This window comes from Amycolatopsis sp. ATCC 39116, from assembly GCF_000231075.2.
In the GTDB taxonomy this organism is placed as follows: Bacteria; Actinomycetota; Actinomycetes; order Mycobacteriales; family Pseudonocardiaceae; genus Amycolatopsis_E; species Amycolatopsis_E tucumanensis.
The window spans coordinates 59694-79661 of sequence record NZ_AFWY03000031.1 but is presented as its reverse complement, the minus strand read 5'-3'; the positions used below and the strand labels follow the sequence as shown (position 1 = coordinate 79661).

The 19968-nt window shown below is 73.4% G+C and carries 16 protein-coding genes and 1 pseudogene; 12 read left to right on the top strand and 5 right to left on the bottom strand.

Going from position 1 to position 19968, the window contains the following annotated elements; genetic code table 11:
- Positions 1-44 precede the first annotated feature (44 nt).
- The 5 genes from AMY39116_RS0326565 to AMY39116_RS0326545 all read left to right on the top strand — a co-directional run bounded on the left by AMY39116_RS0326565 (position 45) and on the right by AMY39116_RS0326545 (position 4209).
- Positions 45-1016, top strand: a complete 972-nt coding sequence (locus AMY39116_RS0326565) for a ParA family protein (protein WP_020420653.1) — start codon at positions 45-47, stop codon at positions 1014-1016.
- Positions 1013-1438: a hypothetical protein gene (locus AMY39116_RS0326560; protein ID WP_027936248.1), complete on the top strand. Its 426-nt coding sequence runs from the start codon at positions 1013-1015 to the stop codon at positions 1436-1438. The genes AMY39116_RS0326565 and AMY39116_RS0326560 overlap by 4 nt, the downstream gene beginning before the upstream one ends.
- Positions 1435-2289 carry a ScpA family protein gene (locus AMY39116_RS0326555; RefSeq protein ID WP_020420651.1) on the top strand — a complete coding sequence of 285 codons (855 nt, stop codon included), beginning with the start codon at positions 1435-1437 and terminating at the stop codon, positions 2287-2289. The genes AMY39116_RS0326560 and AMY39116_RS0326555 overlap by 4 nt, the downstream gene beginning before the upstream one ends.
- 278 nt (positions 2290-2567) lie before the next feature.
- Positions 2568-3476 carry an SMC-Scp complex subunit ScpB gene (scpB, locus tag AMY39116_RS46325; RefSeq protein WP_369794344.1) on the top strand — a complete coding sequence of 303 codons (909 nt, stop codon included), beginning with the start codon at positions 2568-2570 and terminating at the stop codon, positions 3474-3476.
- Entirely contained in the window at positions 3466-4209 is a 744-nt protein-coding gene (locus AMY39116_RS0326545; RefSeq protein WP_039791772.1) for a pseudouridine synthase, read from the top strand. Before scpB ends, AMY39116_RS0326545 begins: the two co-directional genes overlap by 11 nt.
- A gap of 39 nt (positions 4210-4248) precedes the next feature.
- Here the strand turns inward: AMY39116_RS0326545 and AMY39116_RS43600 are convergent, their stop codons facing one another.
- The 3 genes from AMY39116_RS43600 to AMY39116_RS0326530 form a co-directional block, all read right to left on the bottom strand.
- The gene (locus tag AMY39116_RS43600) at positions 4249-5646 is read right to left on the bottom strand and encodes a DHA2 family efflux MFS transporter permease subunit (protein WP_020420648.1); all 1398 of its coding nucleotides are present in this window, start codon (positions 5644-5646) and stop codon (positions 4249-4251) included.
- Positions 5643-6401: a DUF899 domain-containing protein gene (locus AMY39116_RS0326535; protein ID WP_020420647.1), complete on the bottom strand. Its 759-nt coding sequence runs from the start codon at positions 6399-6401 to the stop codon at positions 5643-5645. The genes AMY39116_RS43600 and AMY39116_RS0326535 overlap by 4 nt, the downstream gene beginning before the upstream one ends.
- A 73-nt stretch (positions 6402-6474) precedes the next feature.
- Positions 6475-7497, bottom strand: a complete 1023-nt coding sequence (locus tag AMY39116_RS0326530; protein WP_020420646.1) for a sigma-70 family RNA polymerase sigma factor — start codon at positions 7495-7497, stop codon at positions 6475-6477.
- 136 nt (positions 7498-7633) lie between these two features.
- Between AMY39116_RS0326530 and recQ the strand changes: the two genes are divergently transcribed.
- Together recQ and AMY39116_RS0326520 are read left to right on the top strand one after the other, a co-directional pair.
- The gene (recQ, locus tag AMY39116_RS0326525; RefSeq protein WP_020420645.1) at positions 7634-9469 is read left to right on the top strand and encodes a DNA helicase RecQ; all 1836 of its coding nucleotides are present in this window, start codon (positions 7634-7636) and stop codon (positions 9467-9469) included.
- A complete protein-coding gene (locus AMY39116_RS0326520) occupies positions 9469-9825 on the top strand; it encodes an arsenate reductase family protein (protein ID WP_020420644.1) in 357 nt (118 codons plus the stop codon). The genes recQ and AMY39116_RS0326520 overlap by 1 nt, the downstream gene beginning before the upstream one ends.
- 154 nt (positions 9826-9979) lie before the next feature.
- On the opposite strand, the gene AMY39116_RS0326515 is transcribed toward AMY39116_RS0326520, so the two are convergent.
- Both AMY39116_RS0326515 and AMY39116_RS0326510 read right to left on the bottom strand, forming a co-directional pair.
- On the bottom strand, positions 9980-11179 hold the full coding sequence (locus tag AMY39116_RS0326515) for a cation:proton antiporter (protein ID WP_020420643.1): 1200 nt from the start codon (positions 11177-11179) through the stop codon (positions 9980-9982).
- A gap of 4 nt (positions 11180-11183) precedes the next feature.
- Positions 11184-11666 carry a cation:proton antiporter regulatory subunit gene (locus AMY39116_RS0326510; protein ID WP_026153076.1) on the bottom strand — a complete coding sequence of 161 codons (483 nt, stop codon included), beginning with the start codon at positions 11664-11666 and terminating at the stop codon, positions 11184-11186.
- Positions 11667-11780: 114 nt separating this feature from the next.
- Here AMY39116_RS0326510 and cmk point away from each other — a divergent pair, with 114 nt between their 5' ends.
- The 5 genes and pseudogenes from cmk to AMY39116_RS0326485 all read left to right on the top strand — a co-directional run bounded on the left by cmk (position 11781) and on the right by AMY39116_RS0326485 (position 19818).
- On the top strand, positions 11781-12482 hold the full coding sequence (gene cmk, locus AMY39116_RS0326505) for a (d)CMP kinase (RefSeq protein ID WP_020420642.1): 702 nt from the start codon (positions 11781-11783) through the stop codon (positions 12480-12482).
- The gene (locus AMY39116_RS0326500; protein WP_020420641.1) at positions 12479-13156 is read left to right on the top strand and encodes a 1-acyl-sn-glycerol-3-phosphate acyltransferase; all 678 of its coding nucleotides are present in this window, start codon (positions 12479-12481) and stop codon (positions 13154-13156) included. The genes cmk and AMY39116_RS0326500 overlap by 4 nt, the downstream gene beginning before the upstream one ends.
- Positions 13153-14577, top strand: coding sequence for a ribosome biogenesis GTPase Der (der, locus tag AMY39116_RS0326495; protein WP_020420640.1), 1425 nt, complete (start codon positions 13153-13155; stop codon positions 14575-14577). The genes AMY39116_RS0326500 and der overlap by 4 nt, the downstream gene beginning before the upstream one ends.
- A gap of 141 nt (positions 14578-14718) precedes the next feature.
- Positions 14719-18580 (top strand): annotated as a pseudogene (locus AMY39116_RS43595) (Pls/PosA family non-ribosomal peptide synthetase).
- Positions 18568-19818, top strand: coding sequence for a M1 family metallopeptidase (locus AMY39116_RS0326485; RefSeq protein ID WP_020420635.1), 1251 nt, complete (start codon positions 18568-18570; stop codon positions 19816-19818). The pseudogene AMY39116_RS43595 and the gene AMY39116_RS0326485 overlap by 13 nt, the downstream one beginning before the upstream one ends.
- Positions 19819-19968 lie beyond the last annotated feature (150 nt).

Sequence of the window (19968 nt, the reverse complement as noted above, 5' to 3'; positions counted from 1 at the left end):
CCGAATAGGCTGCGGCCAACCCGTCGAACGAGGAGTTTCGCGCCATGTCGACACCGCAGCCCTCGACCAGATCGGTCTCGGCCGCATCGGCCGCCGCGAACCTCGACAACCTGACCATCGCGACAGAGGGGGAGCCCGACACCGTGGACTCTGTCGTGGCCGTGGGCGCCGAAGCGAACGGCAAGCCCAAGCTCGGCCCGACCGGCAGACCGTTGCGTGAGATTCCCGAACCGCCCCTGCTGGACAAGCACGGCCCGGCCACGGTGCTGGCCATGTGCAACCAGAAGGGCGGCGTCGGCAAGACCACGTCCACGATCAACCTGGGCGCCGCGCTCGCCGAGTACGGCCGCCGGGTGCTGCTGGTGGACTTCGACCCGCAGGGCGCGCTGTCGGTGGGCCTCGGCGTGCAGCCGCACGAGCTGGACCAGACGGTCTACAACGCGATCATGGAGCGGTCGGTGACCGCCCAGGACATCCTGCGGCACACCAGTGTCGAGGGCATGGACCTGCTGCCGAGCAACATCGACCTGTCCGCCGCCGAGGTGCAGCTGGTCGCCGAGGTGGGGCGCGAGCACACGTTGCTCCGGGTCGTGCAACCCCTCATCTCGGAGTACGACTATGTTCTGGTCGACTGCCAGCCATCGCTCGGGTTGCTCACGGTGAACGCGCTCACGGCCGCCGACGGCGTGATCATCCCGCTGGAGTGCGAGTTCTTCAGCTTGCGTGGCGTGGCTTTGTTGATCGACACGATCGAGAAGGTACGCGAACGCTTGAACCCCAAACTGGATATCACCGGCATCCTGGCCACCATGTTCGACCCGCGGACCCTCCACTCACGGGAGGTCATGGCGCGGGTCGTGGAGGCCTTCGGCGACACCGTGTTCGACACGGTGATCAACCGCACCGTGCGGTTCCCGGAGACCACCGTGGCCGGTGAGCCCATCACCCGCTGGGCCCCCAAGTCCGCCGGCGCGCAGGCGTATCGCGCGCTGGCGCGCGAGGTGATCGCTCGGTGAGCAGGCGAGCCTCCCTCCCCGGGGCTTCGGAACTCTTCCGCCTGACCAGCAGCCCGGCCCTCGACGTGCCCGCGCCGCCCACGCCCGCCCCGCAGCGCCCGGAAGCGCAGCGGCCGGGCAACGGGCAGAACTCCGGGCACCGCGAGCAGCTGGAGCGCAGCGCCGCCGGACGGCGCGGCAGCGGACGTCAGAAGCACGATTCGAAGATCACCGTCTACGTCTCCGGCGACGAACTGGTCGCGATGGAGCAGGCGCGGCTGAGCCTGCGGGCCGAGCACGGCCTGGCCATCGACCGCGGCCGTCTCGTGCGGGAGGCCGTGGCGGTGCTGCTGGCGGACTTCGACGAACACGGCGCCGACTCGGTGCTGGTGCGCCGCCTCCGTGAGGGCGGCCTCGACTCCGAGGAAGCCGCCGGGACGTGAGCGAGAACGGGGCTCCGGTCGACGGGGCCCAGCCCGTCGAGGATTCCGCGGCGCCGAAGTTCAAGGTCCGCCTGGACAACTTCGAGGGGCCGTTCGACCTGCTGCTGCAGCTGATCTCGCAGCACCAGCTCGACGTCACCGAGGTCGCGCTGCACCAGGTCACCGACGACTTCATCGCCTACACCAGGGCGCTGGGGCCGGAGTGGGACCTGGACGAGGTGACGGAGTTCCTGGTCATCGCGGCGACCCTGCTCGACCTGAAGGCCGCGCGGCTGCTGCCCGCGGCCGAGGTCGAGGACGAGGACGACCTGGCGCTGCTGGAGGCGCGGGACCTGCTGTTCGCCCGTGTCCTGCAGTACCGGGCGTACAAGCAGGTCGCGGCGCTGTTCGCGGAGCTGGAGGCCGGGGCGCTGCGGCGGTACCCGCGGTCGGTGTCGCTGGAGGAGCGCTACCTCGGGCTGCTGCCCGAGGTGACGCTCGGGGTGGACGCGGACAAGCTGGCGGAGATCGCGCTGGCCGTGTTCCGGCCCAAGCCGCCGCCCACGGTGTCGCTGGACCACATCCACGCGCACCGGGTGTCGGTGCGGGAGCACGCGGCGCTGCTGCGGCTGAAGCTGGCCGAGCGGGGCCAGGCGACGTTCACCGAGCTGGTCGAGGACTGCGAGCACACGGTCGAGGTGGTGGCCCGGTTCCTGGCGCTGCTGGAGCTCTACCGGGAGTCCAGCGTGCAGTTCGAGCAGGACGAGCCGCTGACGATGCTGCGGGTGCGGTGGACCGGCGGGTCGGTCTCGGAGGCCGAGGCCGCCGCCGAGGCGGACCGGGCCCGCGTCGAGGAAGAGGAGTACGGGTGAGTCCCGAACAGGAACCGGCTCGGCCCGAGGGCGAGGTGGCCGGGCCCGAGGTGGAGCGGGCCGGGGTGGAGCGGGCGGGGGTGCCCTCGGCGCCCGGCGCCGAGCCGGGTGACGTGGCTGCGTCGGATGCGGAGCCGGCGCGCGAGGCCGAGATGCCCGCTGCTGAGCAGGAGTCCGCCGACGGCGGATCGCCTCCGGAGGAGGCGCCGCCCGCGCCCGATGCGGATGTCGCGTCCGCGGCGGGGGCCGAGGAGCCCACGGTGCCCGCCGAGAGCGAAGTGCCTCAGGAGGCGCCGCCCGCGCCTGATGCGGACGCCGCGCCTCCTCCGGAGGCCGCCGCCGCGCCTTCCGCGGAGACTGCGGAGCCTCCCTCGGCGGAAGCCGAGCCGTCTCGCGCCGAGGTCGAGCCCGAGGAGCCTGAGGCAGAGGTGGAGCAGGCGCTGCCTGCGCCCGATGCCGAGGCACCGGAGACGCCTGCGGAGGCCGCCGCGAACGGCGAGCTGCAGGCGGAGGCCGACGCCGCGGCGGCGCAGCCCGAGCAGGCGTCCGGCGAAGCCACCCTGCCCCCGGAGGACGCGCCCCTGCCGGACTACCCCGAGGAGCCCGACGAGGACCTCGTCGCGGTGGGGGATGGCCTGCCGGACCTCACCGAGCACTCCGCGCTGGCCGCGGCGCTCGAAGCGCTCCTGCTGGTCGTCGACTCGCCCGTCAGCGAGGAGGCGCTCGCGAGCGCGCTCGGCCAGCCCGAGCCGCGCGTGACGCAGACCCTGCAGGTCATGTCCGCCGAGCTCACCGAGCGCGGCAGCGGCATCGACCTGCGGCGCGTCGGCGAGGGGTGGCGCCTGTTCACCCGCGACACCTACGCGCCGTACGTCGAGAAGCTCCTGCTGGACGGGCAGCGCTCCAAGCTGACCAGGGCCGCGCTGGAGACCCTCGCCGTCATCGCCTACCGGCAGCCCGTCACGCGTTCCCGCGTCGCGGCCGTCCGCGGCGTCAACGTCGACGGTGTGATCCGCACCCTGCTCGCCCGTGGTCTCATCGAGGAGAACGGCGCCGACCCCGAGACGGGTGGCACTCTGTACGTGACGACCGAATTGTTCCTCGAGCGGCTGGGCCTGTCGTCGCTGACCGACCTGCCGCCGATCGCCCCCCTGTTGCCGGAAGTGGACTCCATCGATGACATCTGAGCCCGAAGCCGAGGGCGTGCGCCTGCAGAAGGTGCTCGCCAAGGCGGGCGTGGCCTCGCGCCGCGCCGCCGAAGACCTGATCGTGCAGGGCCGCGTGAGCGTCGACGGCAAGGTGGTCCGCGAGCTCGGCAGGCGTGTCGACCCGGACAGCGCCGTGATCCACGTCGACGGCACCCGGGTCATCCTCCGCGAGGACCTGATCCACCTGGCGCTGAACAAGCCCCGCGGCGTGCACACCACGATGTACGACGACCAGGGCCGCCCGTGCGTCGGCGACTACGTGCGCGACCGCAGCGAGCGGCTGTTCCACGTGGGCCGCCTCGACGCCGAGACCGAGGGCCTGCTGCTGCTCACCAACGACGGCGACCTCGCGCACCGGCTGATGCACCCCTCCTACCACGTGCCCAAGACCTACCTGGCCGAGGTCGACGGCAAGGTGCCGCGCGGCCTCGGCAAGGAGCTCAAGGACGGCATCGTGCTGGAGGACGGCCCGGTGCGCGTCGACGCGTTCCGGGTCAAGGACAGCATGGGCGGGCGCACCCTGCTGGAGATCGTGCTGCACGAGGGCCGCAAGCACATCGTGCGGCGCCTGCTGGCCGAGGTCGGGTTCCCGGTGCGCAAGCTGGTGCGCACCGCGATCGGCGACGTGCAGCTGGGCAACGGCAAGCCCGGCACGATCCGCAAGCTCAACCGCGAAGAGGTCGGCGGCCTCTACCGGCGCGTCGGCCTGTAACGGCGCCCGCCGATCGACGGCGGGCGCCGCCCCGACCCACTACCGGGCCGGGGTCACGGCCGGAGCGCGGAGCGCCCCGGCCCGCCCTGGAATGCCGAGCGCGGCGAGCACGCCGGTGAACGCGAGCACGGCCACCGCGCCCATGCCCGCCGAGAACCCCGTGCTGAACTCCCCGGGCGAGGTGTAGCCGCCGCCCGCGGCCGCGAACACCGCGACCGTGACCGACGTGCCGAACACGCCGCCGAAGATCCGCAGCATCATGAACGCGCCGGACGCTTGGCCGATCTCCGGCGGGCTCACCGCGGCGACCACCGCCCGCTGCGCCGCCGGCATGGCCATGGTCACGCCGACGCTGCCGACGACCAGGGCAGGCAGGATCTCCAGGTAGCCGGTGCCGGCGTCGGTGATCAGGGCGATCCAGCCCATGCACACCGCCTGGAGCAGCAGCCCGCCCGCCACGAACGCGCGCTCGCCGAACCGGTCGGCCAGCCGCCCCGCGATCGGCGCGCACACCATCAGCGTCGCGGTCCACGGCACCAGCCGCAGACCGGCGACGATCGGCCCGTCACCGTGGACGATCTGGAAGTACTGCGCCAGGAAGAACATCGTCCCGTACAGCGAGGCGAACACCAGGAAGTTCGCCGGGTTGGCGGTGGCGAACGCCCGGGACCGGAAGAAGCGCATCGGCAGCATCGGGGCCTCGGCGCGCCGTTCCCAGAACACGAACGCCACCACCAGCGCGACCCCGAGCACGAGCGCGCCCAGGACCTCGGCGCTGCCCCAGCCCGCCGCGTTCCCGCGGACCAGGGCCCACACGATGCCGAACCCCGCCGCGGTCACGAGCCCCACGCCAGCAAGGTCGAACCGCTTGGCCGGGCCGAAGCTCTCGCCGACGTGCCGCCCGGTGAGCAGGATCGTGATCAACCCGACCGGCAGGTTCAGCCAGAAGATCCACTGCCAGGCCAGGCCCTGCGCGACGGCACCGCCGATGAACGGGCCGCTGAAGGTGGCCAGACCGGTGATCCCCAGGTACAGCCCCATCGCCCTGCCCCGCTCGTTCGGCGGGAACGCGGCGCTGACCAGGGTGAGCGACAGCGGCAGCACCATCGCGGCCCCGGCCCCCTGGAACGCCCGGGCCGTGACGAGCGCACCGATGCCCGGTGCCAGCGCGCACACCACTGACGCGACGGTGAACAACGCCAGGCCGGCGACGAACACGCGACGGCGGCCGAACCGGTCACCCAGCGCCGCGCCGGTCAGCAGCAGCACCGCGAACGCCAGGTTGTAGGCGTTGACCGTCCACTCCAGCGATTCGAGCGACGCCGACAGGTCCTGCCGGATCGACGTGAGCGCCGTCGTCACCACCAGGCTGTCCAGGGCCATCATGAACGACGCCGTCGACGCCAGGCCCAGCACCCAGGCCTGCCGCGGGGTCACCGGGCGCCGCGCGGTTCGGCGCGGGCGAGCGGCGGGCGCTGATCGTCCGGGTCGTCCGGGTCGGGCTCGCCGAACCACCGCGACGGGGCGTGCCGGCCGTACTCGTCGTGCCAGTCCCACCACTCGTAGGGCGCCGTCTGCGGGTAGCCCTCCGGCGAGTCCTCCCAGGTTTCCTGGCGGCCGAGCGCGGTCAGGTCCAGGTAACTCCAGTTGGTACCCAGCGCCTCGTCGCCCCGGTTGTTGACGAAGTAGGTGCGGTACACCCGGTCGCCGTGGTGGATGAAGGCGTTGGTGCCGTGCCAGGAGTCGACGCCGAAGTCGGCGTCGAAGTCGTCGGTGATGGTGTACCAGGGCATCTGCCAGCCCATCCGCGCCCGCACGCGCTCGATGTCGGCCTGCGGGGCACGCGAGGCGAACACCAGCGTGGTGTCCCGCGCGTTGATGTGGGCGAGGTGGCCGAGGTTGTCCGCCATCATCGAGCAACCGCGGCAGGCGTGGTCCGGCCAGCCGTGCACGCCCGGTTCGAAGAAGGCGCGGTAGACGATCAGCTGGCGGCGGCCGTCGAACAGGTCGAGCAGGCTCGCCTCGCCCTCCGGGCCGTGGAACGTGTAGGGCTTCGTCACTTCCAGCCAGGGCATCCGCCGTCGCTCGGCGGCCAGCGCGTCGCGCGCGCGGGTGAGTTCCTTCTCCTTGACCAGCATCCGCCGGTGCGCGGCCGCCCACTCGGCCGGTGACACGATCGGTGGTGTGTGCATGTGTCCGCCTTCCCGTTTCGTCGGATACCGGTACCGACACCGGCGGGAGCGGGAACTGGTCGGGGAGGCCGGATCACGGGCGCAGCGTGCGCGGGAAACCGAACCGGGCCAGCAGCGCGGTGTCGGAGAACCGGGTCAGAGCGCCGATCCGGTCGCCGCTCAGTGTCAGCACGAGCACCCCGTGCGCGTGCAGCACCGGGGTCCGCGGGTCGCGGACGTAGTAGCCGAACGCGGGCTGGCCGTTCGCCCTGGCCGGGTACAGCACGTACCGGCGGCCGTCGCGCATCACGACGGAGTCCAGGAAGGTCCGGATGGCGTCGAGCCCCTGGTACTCCAGCGGCAGCGGCGGCATGGTCAGCCACGCGTCGTCGGTCAGCAGGGCCACGATCGCCTCGACGTCCCCGGCCTCGAACGCGCGCGCGAAGGTGTCCACGATGCGGCGTTCCCGGGGCGAGCCCGGCAGCGGCGCGTCCGCCCGGCCGGGCAACTCGCCGGCCAGCGCGGCGCGTGCCCGGGTGAGCGCGCTGGTCACCGCGTTCTCGGTGGTGTCCAGCATCTCCGCGACCTCGGCGGCCCGGAAGCCCAGCACGTCCCGCAGCACCAGCACCACCCGTTGCCTGGGTGGCAGGTGCTGCAGCGCGGCGAGGAACGCCAGCGACACCGACTCCCTGGCCTCGTACCGGGCCTCCGGCCCGGCCAGGTGACCGGCGGCGGCCTCCAGCAGCTCGTCGGGACACGGTTCGAGCCAGCTCGGCTCCGGACGGCGGCGGGATGGTTCGGGCAACGGAACGCCTCCTCGGGGGCTCGGGTGATCCCGTGGGCGGCGCGCCTCGGCGCGCAGCGCGTTCAGGCAGCGGTTGGTGGCGATCCGGTACAGCCAGGTCCGCACGGAAGCGCGGCCCGCGTAGCCGCCGAGGCCGCGCCACGCCGCCAGCAACGTCTCCTGCAGCATGTCCTCGGCGTCCTGGACCGAGCCGAGGATGCGGTAGCAGTGCACCTGCAGCTCACGCCGGAAGGGGTCGACGAGCGCGCGGAAGGCCTCGCCGTCGCCGCCGCGCGCCAGGTCCAGGAGTTCCTCGTGGTGGGTCGGGTGCATGGCGGCTCCTTCGTTCGCGCGTGGTCCTCACTGTGGTGGACACCGCCGGTCCGGGAAAATGGTCGCTCCGCGCGGCACGACCGGGCATCTCGTGTGGCGGCGCCCGGCGGCCGCGCCGAGCCCCTAGGATCGCGGCGTGGCCTCCGCTGAAACCATCCCCGTGAGCGACGCGCTGCAGACGCTGCGCCGCGTCTTCGGTTACGACTCCTTCCGCGGTGACCAGGAAGCGATCGTCGAGCACGTGATCGGCGGCGGCGACGCGGTCGTGCTGATGCCGACCGGCGGCGGGAAGTCGCTGTGTTACCAGATCCCGTCGCTGGTGCGCCCCGGCACCGGCGTGGTCGTCTCGCCGCTGATCGCGCTCATGCAGGACCAGGTCGACGCGCTGCTGGCGGTCGGCGTGCGCGCCGGGTTCCTCAACTCCTCGCAGGATTTCGAGCAGCGCCGCGAGGTCGAGGCCGCGTTCCTCGCCGGCGAGCTGGACCTGCTGTACCTGGCGCCGGAACGGCTGTCGATGGAGTCCACGCGGAACCTGCTCGACCGGGGCAAGGTCGCGTTGTTCGCCATCGACGAGGCGCACTGCGTGTCCCAGTGGGGCCACGACTTCCGCCCCGACTACCTGGGCCTGTCCGAGCTGCACGAGCGCTGGCCGGACGTGCCGCGCATCGCGCTGACCGCGACCGCCACGAAGGCCACGCACGCCGAGATCGTGTCGCGGCTCAACCTCGGCGAGGCGCGCCAGTTCGTGGCGAGCTTCGACCGGCCCAACATCCAGTACCGCATCGTGCCGAAGGCCGAGCCGAAGAAGCAGCTGCTCGACCTGATCCGCACCGAGCACCCCGGCGACGCGGGCATCGTCTACTGCCTGTCACGCAACTCGGTGGAGAAGACCGCGGAGTTCCTGGTGGCCAACGGGATCAGCGCGGTGCCCTACCACGCCGGCCTCGATTCCCGGACCCGCGCGCGCAACCAGGCGCGGTTCCTGCGTGAGGACGGGCTGGTCGTGGTGGCGACGATCGCGTTCGGCATGGGCATCGACAAGCCCGACGTGCGGTTCGTGGCGCACCTGGACCTGCCGAAGTCGGTCGAGGGCTACTACCAGGAGACCGGGCGAGCCGGCCGGGACGGGCTGCCGTCGACCGCGTGGCTGGCCTACGGGCTGCAGGACGTCGTGCAGCAGCGGCGGATGATCCAGACTTCCGAGGGCGACGACGCGCACCGCAGGCGGCTGTCGCAGCACCTGGACGCGATGCTCGCGCTGTGCGAGACCGTCGAGTGCCGTCGCGCGCAGCTGCTGAACTACTTCGGCCAACCCGGGCAGCCGTGCGGCAACTGCGACACCTGCCTGACGCCGCCGGAGTCGTGGGACGGCACGATCGCCGCGCAGAAGCTGCTGTCCGCGGTGTACCGGCTGCAGCACGAGCGGGGCCAGAAGTTCGGCGCCGGGCAGATCATCGACATCCTGCTGGGCAAGCAGACGCCGAAGGTGACGCAGCACCGGCATGACCAGCTGACCGTGTTCGGGGTGGGGCAGGAGCTGTCGGAGAGCGAGTGGCGCGGCGTGGTGCGGCAGCTGCTGGCGCAGGGGCTGCTGGCCGTCGAAGGCGACTACGGGACGCTGCTGCTGACCGAGGCCAGCGGCGAGGTGCTGGGCCGCAAGCGCGAGGTGCGGATGCGCCGCGAGCCCAAGCGCGCCGGGCGTGCGGCCGCGGCGACCGCGAAGCGCAAGGCGGCGGCGGAGATGCCGGAAGAGGCCCGTCCGGTGTTCGAGAAGCTGCGGGCCTGGCGGTTCGAGGAGGCGAAGAACCAGGGCGTGCCGGCCTACATCGTCTTCAGCGACGCGACCCTGCGTCAGATCGCCACCGAGCAGCCGTCTACTTTGGACGAGCTGGCCGGGGTGAGCGGCGTCGGGGAGAACAAGCTCGCCCGGTACGGCGAGCAGGTGCTGGCGACCCTGGCGGGAGGCGAGTAGTGGAGATCTGGGTCAACCCGCGGTGCTCGAAGTGCCGCTCGGCGCTGTCGATCCTGGACGACGCGGGGGTGTCCTACGAGGTGCGCAGGTATCTGGAGGAGCCGCCAACGGTGGCGGAGCTGGACGCCGTGCTCAAGCGGCTGGGCCTGGACCCGTGGGACATCGCGCGCCTGCAGGAGCCCGAGGCCGCCGAGCTGGGCGTCAAGAGCTGGCCGCGCGACGAGGCGACGCGGGACCGCTGGCTGACGGCGCTGGCGGAGCACCCGAAGCTGATCCAGCGCCCGATCATCACCGCCGACGACGGGACGACGGTGGTGGGGCGGACGGAGGAGGCCGTGCGCTCGGTTCTGCCTTGAGGGGAGCTGCCGGCGACGGAGTGGTGGGGCGGATGGTTGAGGTGCTGCGCCCGGTTCTGCCTTGAGGGGCGCCGCCGGCGGGGCGGACCCAGCCGTGCGCTCGGTTCTGCCTTGAGGGGAGCCGGCGACCACACTGTCGCCGACCCGGGGGAATTCAGCCCGCGCGGGACGTCGCCGGCTCGTGGCCGTGCCCGCGGCGCCGCTGCAGGCCCTTCGCCAGCGGCTCGACCACGCGGGCCGCGATGGGGCCGAGGATCGCCATCAGCAGCACGTACGCGGTCGCGAGCGCGGCCAGCTCGTCGACCACCGCGCCGGCCGACACGGCCAGCCCGGCGATGACGATCGAGAACTCACCCCGCGCCACCAGCGCGGCACCGGCGCGGGCGCGGCCCAGCTTGCCGACACCCTGACGTCGCGCGGCCCACCAGCCGGTCGCCACCTTCGTCAGGGTGGTCACCACCGCGAGCAGCACGGCCCAGCCGAGCACCGGCGGGATGGACGCCGGGTTCGTGTTCAGCCCGAACACCACGAAGAACACCGCGGCGAACAGGTCCCGCAGCGGCTCCAGCAGCCGCGTCGCGTTGTGGGCCGTCGAGCCGGAGATCGCGATGCCCAGCAGGAACGCGCCGACCGCGGCCGACACCTGCATCGCCGACGCGAGGCCGGCCACCAGCAGCGCCGCGCCGAGCACCTTGAGCAGGAACACCTCGCGGTCGTCGGAGTCCACGATCGCCGACACGTACCGGCCGTACTTCAGCGCGATCACCAGCACGACGGTGATCACCAGCAGCGAGATGCCGACGGCCTCCAGGCCGCCGAGGAAGCTGACCCCGCCCAGCAGCGCGGTCAGGATCGGCAGGTACAACGCCATCGCCAGGTCCTCGAACACCAGGATCGACAGCACCACCGGGGTCTCCCGGTTGCCGAGACGGCCGAGGTCGCCGAGGACCTTCGCGATGATCCCGGACGAGGAGATGTAGGTGACGCCCGCCATCACGATGGCGCCGATGGGGCCCCAGCCGAGCAGCAGCGCGACGGCCGCGCCGGGTGCGGCGTTCAGCACGATGTCCAGCAGGCCGGCCATCCACGAGCGTTTCAGCCCGGTGAACAGCTCGGCCGCGGAGTACTCCAGGCCCAGCAGCAACAGCAGCAGCACGACGCCGATCTCGCTGGCCAGGTGCGTGAAGTCGCCGATGTCGCCGAGCGGGATCAGGCCGCCCTGCCCGAAGGCCAGGCCGCCGAGGAGGTAGAGCGGGATGGGGGAGAGGCCGATCTTCCCGGCGAGGCGTCCCAGGACGCCGAGCACGAAGAAGACGGCCCCGAGTTCGATCAGGGCCAGTGCGGTGTGCTCCAAGGGCTCAGCCGTTCTTCAGGATCTTGAGGGCGCCCTCCAGGCCTTCCGACGTGCCGACCGCGACCAGCACGTCACCGGCGGTGAACGTGAAGTCCGGGGTGGGGGAAGGGTGCACCTGGCCGGCGCGCATGACGGCGACCACGGACACGCCGGTCCGGGTGCGCATCGCCGTGTCGCCGAGGGTGCGGCCGTCGAACGGGGAGTTCGCCTTGATGGGCAGCTGCTTGGTGTTGATCCCGGGGACCTCGCGGTGCTCCTCGGTGAGCTGCGCGACCAGTTGCGGGGCGCCGAGCAGGTTGGCCAGCGCGCCGGCCTCGTCGGCGGTCAGGGGCAGGGACGCCAGGCACGCGTCGGGGTCGTCGGACTTGGACACGATCAGCTCGATCTGCCCGTCCCGGTGCGTGACCACGCCGATGCGGCGTCCGTTCCGGGTCGCGAAGTCCTTCCGCACACCGATGCCCGGTAGGGGCGTTACTTCCACGTTCACACCGCCACGGTACCGGTGCGGCCGTCACCGGGTGGGCCAGGCACAATGGAGAACCGCAGGTACGGACCGATCGAGACGGCGAGGAGAGCATCGGTGGCGGGAGCCCTACGCGGCGTGGTCGCTCTGGACGGACCCTCGGGAACCGGGAAGACCACGGTGGCGCGCAAGCTCGCCGGGCGCCTGTCGGCCGGCTACCTCGACACCGGCGCGATGTACCGGGTGGTGACGCTGGCCGTGCTGCGCGCGGGCGTCGACCCGGCCGACGGCCCCGCGGTCGCCGAACTGGCCCGGACCACCGACTTCGTGCTCGGCACCGACCCCTCGGCGCCGAGCGTCCACCTGGCGGGCGAGGACGTGGCGGCCGAGATCCGCGGCGCCGAGGTCAACCACGCGGTGTCGCCGGTCTCGGCGGTGCCCGAGGTGCGTGAGCTGCTGGTCGCGCGGCAGCGGCGGATCATCGGCGAGGTGCTGGACGAGGTCGGCGGCATCGTCGTCGAGGGCCGCGACATCGGCACCGTCGTCACGCCGGACGCCCCGCTCAAGGTCTACCTGACCGCGGACCCGGCGGTGCGGGCCGCGCGCCGCAGCGCCCAGGACACCGCCGCCGGGCGGCAGAGCAGCCAGGCCGAGGCGCTGGCGTCGGTCGACCGGCGGGACCGGCTCGACTCGACGCGCGCGGTCGCGCCGCTGAAGGCCGCCGACGACGCGGTGCACCTGGACACCACCGAGCTGTCCATCGACCAGGTGCTCGTCGCCCTGTCCGAGCTGGCCGGCCAGCGCGGGCTGCTGGGCACGTGCGCGCAGGTAACGCGGTGAGCCCTGCCGGTCTGCCGGACGGCGCGTCGGCCCGGCTGCACGACGCCGCCCGGTTCGTCGGGACGCACCTGTTCAAGCCGGCATACCGGCTGCGGATCCGCGGCCTCGAGCGGGTGCCCAAGACCGGGCCGGTGCTGGTGGTGGCCAACCACAGCTCGATGGTCGAGCCGCAGATCATCTTCGGAATGTTGCCGCGCCGTTCGGTGTTCCTCGTCAAGGAGGAGATGTTCACCGGGGCGGTCGGGTGGTTCCTCCGGCGCATCGGCCAGGTGCCGGTGCGCCGGGGTGAGCCCGACCGGGCGCCCCTGCTGACCACGGCGAACGTGCTCAAGGGCGGCGGAGTCGTCGCGGTGTTCCCGGAGGGGACCCGCGGCGAGGGCGATGTCACCAGCGCCGAGCGCGGCGCGGCCTGGCTGGTCCGGGCCTCCGGCGCGGTGGTCCTGCCGATCGCGGTGCGCGGGACGCGGCGTCCCGCGGGCAGCGGGCGGCGGTTCCGGCCCCGGGTCGACATCCTGGTGGGTGAGCCGTTCACGCTCGAGGTCGGCCGCGGCCGGGCCGGGCTGGACGAGGCGACCGGGCGGCTGCGGGACGAACTCGCGGGCCTGGTCCGCACCCTCGACGAATGGCGTGCAGCGCAGGGCGAGCCCGTGCGCGGGAAGAAAGCGGAGTTATGACGGAGCTTGACGGGACCTGGTCGGACGAGGCGGAGTTCACCGCGCTCGACAGCCAGGCCGACGACGCGGCGTCCGAGGAGGAAGCCGAGCTGAGCCAGCCCGTGCTGGCCGTCGTCGGGCGCCCGAACGTGGGCAAGTCCACCCTGGTGAACCGGATCCTCGGCCGCCGCGAGGCGGTCGTGCAGGACACGCCCGGCGTGACCCGGGACAGGGTGGCCTACGACGCGCAGTGGTCCGGCCGCCGGTTCACGGTGGTCGACACGGGCGGCTGGGAGCCGAGCGCGACCGGGCTGCAGGCCGCGGTCGCGGCGCAGGCCGAGCTGGCGATGAACACCGCGGACGCGGTGCTGGTCGTGGTGGACGCCTCGGTCGGCGCGACCGCGACCGACGAGGCCGTGGCGAAGGTGCTGCGCCGGTCGAAGCGGCCGGTGCTGCTGGCGGCCAACAAGGTCGACGACGAGCGGCTGCTGGCCGACGTGGCCTCGCTGTGGTCGCTCGGCCTCGGCGAGCCGCACGCGGTGAGCGCCCTGCACGGCCGCAGCTCGGGCGACCTGCTCGACGCGATCATCAAGGTGCTGCCCGAGGCCCCGCGCGAGCGCGAGGCCGTCGCCGGGCCGCGCCGCGTCGCGCTGGTGGGCAAGCCGAACGTGGGCAAGTCCAGCCTGCTCAACAAGCTCACCGGCGAGCAGCGGTCCGTCGTGGACTCGGTCGCGGGCACCACGGTCGACCCGGTCGACTCGCTGGTGGAGCTGGACGGCCAGGTGTGGCGGTTCGTCGACACCGCGGGCCTGCGCAAGCGGGTGCACACCGCGAGCGGCACCGAGTACTACGCGTCGCTGCGCACCAAGGCCGCCATCGACTCCTCCGAGGTCGTCATCGTCCTGCTGGACGCCAGCGAGCCGCTGTCCGAACAGGACCTGCGCGTGCTGACGTCCGTCGTGGAGTCCGGCCGCGCGTGCGTGCTGGCGCTGAACAAGTGGGACCTCGTCGACGAGGACCGCCGCCACCAGCTGGAGAAGGAGCTCGACCGCGGCCTGGTGCGCGTCACCTGGGCCGAGCGGGTCAACATCTCCGCGCTCACCGGGCGTTCGGTGCGCAAGCTCGCGCCGGCGCTGCGGACCGCGCTCGCCTCGTGGGACCAGCGGGTCCCGACCGGGCAGCTGAACTCGTGGCTGTCCGAGCTGATCGCGGCCACCCCGCCGCCGGTGCGCGGCGGCAAGCAGCCCAAGGTGCTGTTCGCGACCCAGGCCGGCATCCGCCCGCCGACGCTGGTGCTGTTCACCACCGGGTTCCTCGAGGCCGGGTACCGCCGCTTCATCGAGCGGAAGTTCCGCGAGCGCTTCGGTTTCGCGGGCAGCCCGGTGCGCATCAACGTGCGGGTGCGGGAAAAGAAGCCGCGGCCCGGCAAGAAGGGCAAGTGACGCAACGAGGTGTGACGGCGGCGACACCCCGGTGAGACCGCCCGGCCACCTGCCGTTCACCTCGGGTAGAGTGATCGTCCCGCGCGGGCGCCTCACACTTTTCGCGAGTTCCGGCCCGAACGCTGGCGGAAGGTGAACTCCATGGGCGCGCCCGTTCTCGATCCGACGCTGCCCGGGGTGCTGACCCCGGAGCGGGCCCTGTTCCCCGGCGGTCCGGCCGCGGCGCGGCGCACGCTGCTGGACGTGCTGGCGGACACCGCCGCGCGTCACCCGAACGCGGCCGCGCTCGACGACGGCGAGCGGGTGCTGAGCTACCGCAGGCTGTCCGAGGAGGCGCAGGCGCTGCGCAGGCGGCTCGCCGCCGAGGGCGTCGGCCGCGGCGACCGCGTCGGCGTCCGGATCTCCTCCGGCACCGCCGACCTCTACGTCGCGATCCTGGGCGTGCTCGCCGCGGGCGCGGCCTACGTGCCGGTGGACGCCGACGACCCGGACGAGCGGGCCGAGCTGGTGTTCGGCGAGGCCGGCGTGTGCGCGGTGCTGATGGACGACGGGCTGACGATGCTCGCCGAGCCCGGCCGCCGCACCGGCGTGCCCGCGCCGGACGACGACGCGTGGATCATCTTCACCTCCGGTTCGACGGGCAAGCCCAAGGGCGTGGCGGTCAGCCACGGTTCCGCGGCCGCCTTCGTCGACGCCGAGGCCCGGCTGTTCCTCACCGAGGAGCCGATCGGCCCCGGTGACCGCGTGCTGGCCGGGCTGTCGGTCGCCTTCGACGCCTCGTGCGAGGAGATGTGGCTGGCCTGGCGGCACGGCGCGTGCCTGGTGCCCGCGCCGCGTGCGCTCGTGCGCACCGGCGTCGACCTCGGGCCGTGGCTGGTCGCGCAGCGCATCACGATCGTGTCCACCGTGCCGACCCTGGCCGCGTTGTGGCCGGCCGAGGCGCTGGAGGACGTGCGGCTGCTCATCTTCGGCGGCGAGGCGTGCCCGCCGGAGCTGGCCGAACGGGTCGCCGTCGAGGGCCGCGAGGTGTGGAACACCTACGGGCCGACCGAGGCGACCGTGGTCGCCTGCGCCGCCCCGCTGACCGGGGAGGGCCCGGTGCGGATCGGGCTGCCGCTGGCCGGCTGGGACCTCGTGGTCGTGGACGCCGCCGGTGAGCCGGTGGCGATGGGGGAGTCCGGTGAGCTGGTGATCGGCGGCGCCGGCCTGGCCCGCTACCTCGATCCGGTGAAGGACGCGGAGAAGTTCGCGCCGCTGCCCGCGCTGGGCTGGGAACGCGCCTACCGCAGCGGCGACCTGGTGCGCGCCGAGCCGGCGGGCCTGGTGTTCCTCGGCCGCGCCGACGAGCAGATCAAGCTCGGCGGCCGCCGCATCGAGCTGGGCGAGGTGGACGCCGCGCTGCAGGCGCTGCCCGGCGTCGCCGGGGCCGCCGCGGCGATCCGCACCACCAAGGCGGGCAACCAGGTTCTCGTCGGGTACGTGGTGCCGCAGGGCGAGTTCGACACCGACGGCGCTTCGGCTCAGCTGCGCGAAAAACTGCCCGCCGCGCTGGTGCCGCTGCTCGCGGTGGTCGGCGACCTGCCGACCCGCACCTCGGGCAAGGTCGACCGCGCCGCGCTGCCCTGGCCGCTGGCCACTGTGGACAGTGCCGCCGCGCTGACGCCGACCGAGTCGTGGCTCGCCGAGGGCTGGGCGGAGATCCTGGGCGTGCCGGTGACCGATCCGGGCGCCGACTTCTTCACCTCCGGCGGCGGCAGCCTCACCGCCGCGCAACTGGTGGCGCGCATCCGCACCCGGCACCCGCGGGTCTCGGTCGCCGACCTCTACCGCCATCCGAAGCTCGGCCAGCTCGCCGCGCTGCTCGACGGCCTCGACGGGGAAACCGAGCGGCGGCGCGACGTCCGCCCGGTTCCGCGGCGGGCCGGGGCCGTGCAGGCCGTGCTGGGGCTGCCGGTGCTCGCGCTGACCGGCCTGCGCTGGCTGACCGCGCTCGCCGCACTGTCCACTGTGCTCTCGATGACCGGCGTCGCGTGGGCGCCGTCCGTGCCGTGGTGGTCGCTCGCGCTGGCCTGGCTGGTGCTGTTCAGCCCGCCCGGCCGCATCGCCATCGCGGCCGGCGGCGCGCGGCTGCTCCTGCGTGGCGTGCGCCCCGGCGCGCACCCCCGCGGCGGCCGGGTCCACTTGCGACTGTGGGCGGCCGAGCGGCTCGCCGAGGCCGCAGGCGCCGCCGGGATCTCCGGCGCGAGCTGGATGACGCTGTACGCCCGCGCGCTGGGCGCGAAGGTCGGCAAGGACGTCGACCTGCACACGCCGCCGCCGGTCACCGGCCTGCTCAAGCTGGGCCGCGCGGCGGCGGTGGAGCCCGAGGTCGACCTGTCCGGGGCACTGGGTGGACGGCGACGTCGTGCACATCGGCAAGATCCGGATCGGCGCGGGCGCCCGCGTCGGCGCGCGCAGCGTGCTGCTGCCCGGCGCGCGAATCGGCAAGGGCGCGGAGATCGCCGCCGGGTCGACCGTGCTGGGCGCGGTGCCCGCGGGCCAGCGCTGGGCGGGTTCGCCCGCGCGCCGCGACGGCAAGGGCGCGCTGCGCTGGCCGTCCAGCCGCCCGCCGCGGTCGCGGTTCTGGGCCTTCGCCTACGGGGCCGCCTCGTTCGTGCTCGGCTTGTTCCCGGTGCTCGCCGCCGTGCCCGGCCTGCTGGTGCTGGGCGCCGCGGTCGGGGGGACCACGACGATCGGCGCCGCGCTGCGTGCCGCGCTGCTCGCCGTGCCGGTGGCGACGGTGGCCGCGTTCGGCACCTACGCGTTGCTGGTGCTGGTGTCCGTGCGGCTGCTCGGGCTGGGCCTGCACGAGGGCTACCACCCGGTGCACGGCCGGATCGCCTGGCAGGTGTGGGCCACCGAGCGGCTGATGGACCTGGCCCGCCAGGTGCTGTTCCCGCTCTACGCCAGCCTGTTCACGCCGGTGTGGCTGCGGCTGCTGGGCGCGAAGGTCGGCCGTGGCGCGGAGGTCTCGACCGTGCTGGCGGTCCCGCGGATGACGCAGGTCGACGACGGCGCGTTCCTCGCCGACGACACCATGGTCGCCACCTACGAGCTGGGCCACGGCTGGCTGCACGTCGCGCCGACGCGCATCGGCAAGCAGGCGTTCCTCGGCAACTCCGGCATGGCCGCGGCCGGGCGCGCGGTACCCAAGCGCGGTCTGGTCGGGGTGCTGTCCTCGGCGCCGCGCAAGGCGAAGAAGGGCTCGTCGTACCTGGGCATGCCGCCGATGCCGCTGCGCCGCGCGGTGGAGGCGGCCGACTCCAGCCGCACGTTCGCGCCGCCGCCGCGGCTGAAGGCCGCGCGGGCGGCGGTCGAGCTGTGCCGGATCGTGCCGGTGATGTGCGCGGTCGCGCTCGCGGTGCTCGTGCTGGCCGCGCTGGCGGCGGTGTGGTCGGCGGCGGGCCTGCTCGTGGCCGCGGTGGCCGCGCCGGTGGTGCTGGTCGTCGCCGGTCTGGTGGCCGGGGTGGTGACCACCGCGGTGAAGTGGGCGCTGACCGGGCGGTTCCGGGCGGTGGACCACCCGCTGTGGAGTTCGTTCGTGTGGCGCACCGAGCTGGCCGACACGTTCGTCGAGACGCTCGCGGTGCCGTGGCTGGTGAGCTGGAGCGCGGGCACGCCGCTGCTGCCGTGCTGGCTGCGCACGATGGGCGCGAAGATCGGCCGCGGGGTGTGGCTGGAGACGTACTGGCTGCCGGAGACCGACCTGGTGCGGCTGGGCGACGGCGCGACCGTGAACCGGGGGTGTGTCGTGCAGACCCACCTGTTCCATGATCGGATCATGCGCATGAGCGAGGTGACCGTGGCCGAGGGCGCGACCGTCGGCCCGCACGGGATCGTGCTGCCCGGTGCGAGCGTCGGCGCGCGCACCACCGTGGGCCCGGGTTCCCTGGTGACCCGCGGCGACGCCGTCCCGGCCGACAGCCGCTGGCTGGGCAACCCGATCGCGGCGTGGCGGGCGTGAGCCGCGCCGACTACACGCTCGGCCACGGCAGCGACGACTACCGGGTCACGCACTACGACCTGGAGCTGGACTACAAGATCGGGCCGAACCGGCTGAGCGCGCGGGCGGCCCTGTCCGCGGTCGCCGCGGGCGAGCTGAGCCGGATCCCGCTCGACCTGGCCGGTTTCACGGTCAAGGGTGTGCGCGTGGACGGGCGGACCGCGAAGTTCACCCACCGCGGCGGCAAGCTGGTGGTGCGCCCGGTGCGGCCGGTGCGCGGCGAGTTCACCGTCGAGGTGCGCTACTCCGGCAACCCGCGGCCGGTGGCGAGCCGGTGGGGCGAGATCGGCTGGGACGAGCTGACCGACGGCGCGCTCGTGGCGAGCCAGCCGACCGGGGCGCCGTCCTGGTTCCCGTGCAACGACCGGCCGGGGGACAAGGCGACCTACCGGGTGTCGCTGACCACCGCGTCGGCCTACACGGTGCTGGTGACCGGCGACCTGGTCACCCGCCGCGCCGGGGGCAGTGCGACGACGTGGGTGTTCGAGCGGCGCGAGCCGACGGCGCCGTACCTGATGAGTGTCCAGATCGGACGGTACGACGAGCTGGTTCTCGATGGGGTGCAACGGATCGCGGTGCCGCGGCGACTGCGTGCCGCGGCCGCGCACGACTTCGGCCGCCAGCCGGAGATGATGCGCGGGCTCACGGAGTGGTTCGGGCCGTACCCGTTCGGCGAGTACGTCGTGGTGGTCACCGACGACGACCTGGACGACCCGATCGAGGCGCAGGGCATGGCGATCTTCGGCGCCAACCACGTCGACGGCCGGCGCACGTTCGAGCGGCTGGTGGTGCACGAGCTGGCGCACCAGTGGTTCGGCAACAGCCTCACCGTCGCAGGCTGGCGGCACATCTGGCTCAACGAGGGCTTCGCGACCTACGCGGAATGGCTGTGGTCGGAGGCCTCCGGCGGCCCGTCCGCGGAGGCGCTGGCGCGCGACTGGCGGTCCCGCGTCGGCACCGACGTCGCGATCGGCGACCCGGGCGTGGCGCGCCTGTTCGACGAGCAGGTCTACAAGCGCGGCGGCCTGGTCCTGCACGAGCTGCGCGGCCGGGTCGGCGACGAGGTGTTCTTCGGCCTGCTGCGGACCTGGGTGGCCGGGCACGCACACGGCACCGTCACCACCGAGGACTTCATCGCGCACGCGGAGCGCGCCGCCGGTGTGCCGCTCCGTGACGAGTTCGCCTCCTGGCTCGGCTGAGCCACCCCGTTCTCGCCCCGGGCGTGGTTGCGCCCGCTCCTGGCCGTCTGAGCAGCGAGGACGTCCCTTTCGGGCAACGTGCCGCCGCCGTTCGTCCCGCTTCCGCCGCGACTTGAGGATCGCGGCCCTTTTGTTACCGGAACGTGTCGG

Coding starts and splice junctions, on each gene's coding strand:
- AMY39116_RS0326545 (WP_039791772.1), top strand. CDS start 3,466: ATGACATCTGAGCCCGAAGCCGAGGGCGTGCGCCTGCAGAAGGTGCTC.
- AMY39116_RS0326535 (WP_020420647.1), bottom strand. CDS start 6,401: ATGCACACACCACCGATCGTGTCACCGGCCGAGTGGGCGGCCGCGCAC.
- der (WP_020420640.1), top strand. CDS start 13,153: ATGACGGAGCTTGACGGGACCTGGTCGGACGAGGCGGAGTTCACCGCG.
- AMY39116_RS0326530 (WP_020420646.1), bottom strand. CDS start 7,497: ATGCACCCGACCCACCACGAGGAACTCCTGGACCTGGCGCGCGGCGGC.
- AMY39116_RS0326565 (WP_020420653.1), top strand. CDS start 45: ATGTCGACACCGCAGCCCTCGACCAGATCGGTCTCGGCCGCATCGGCC.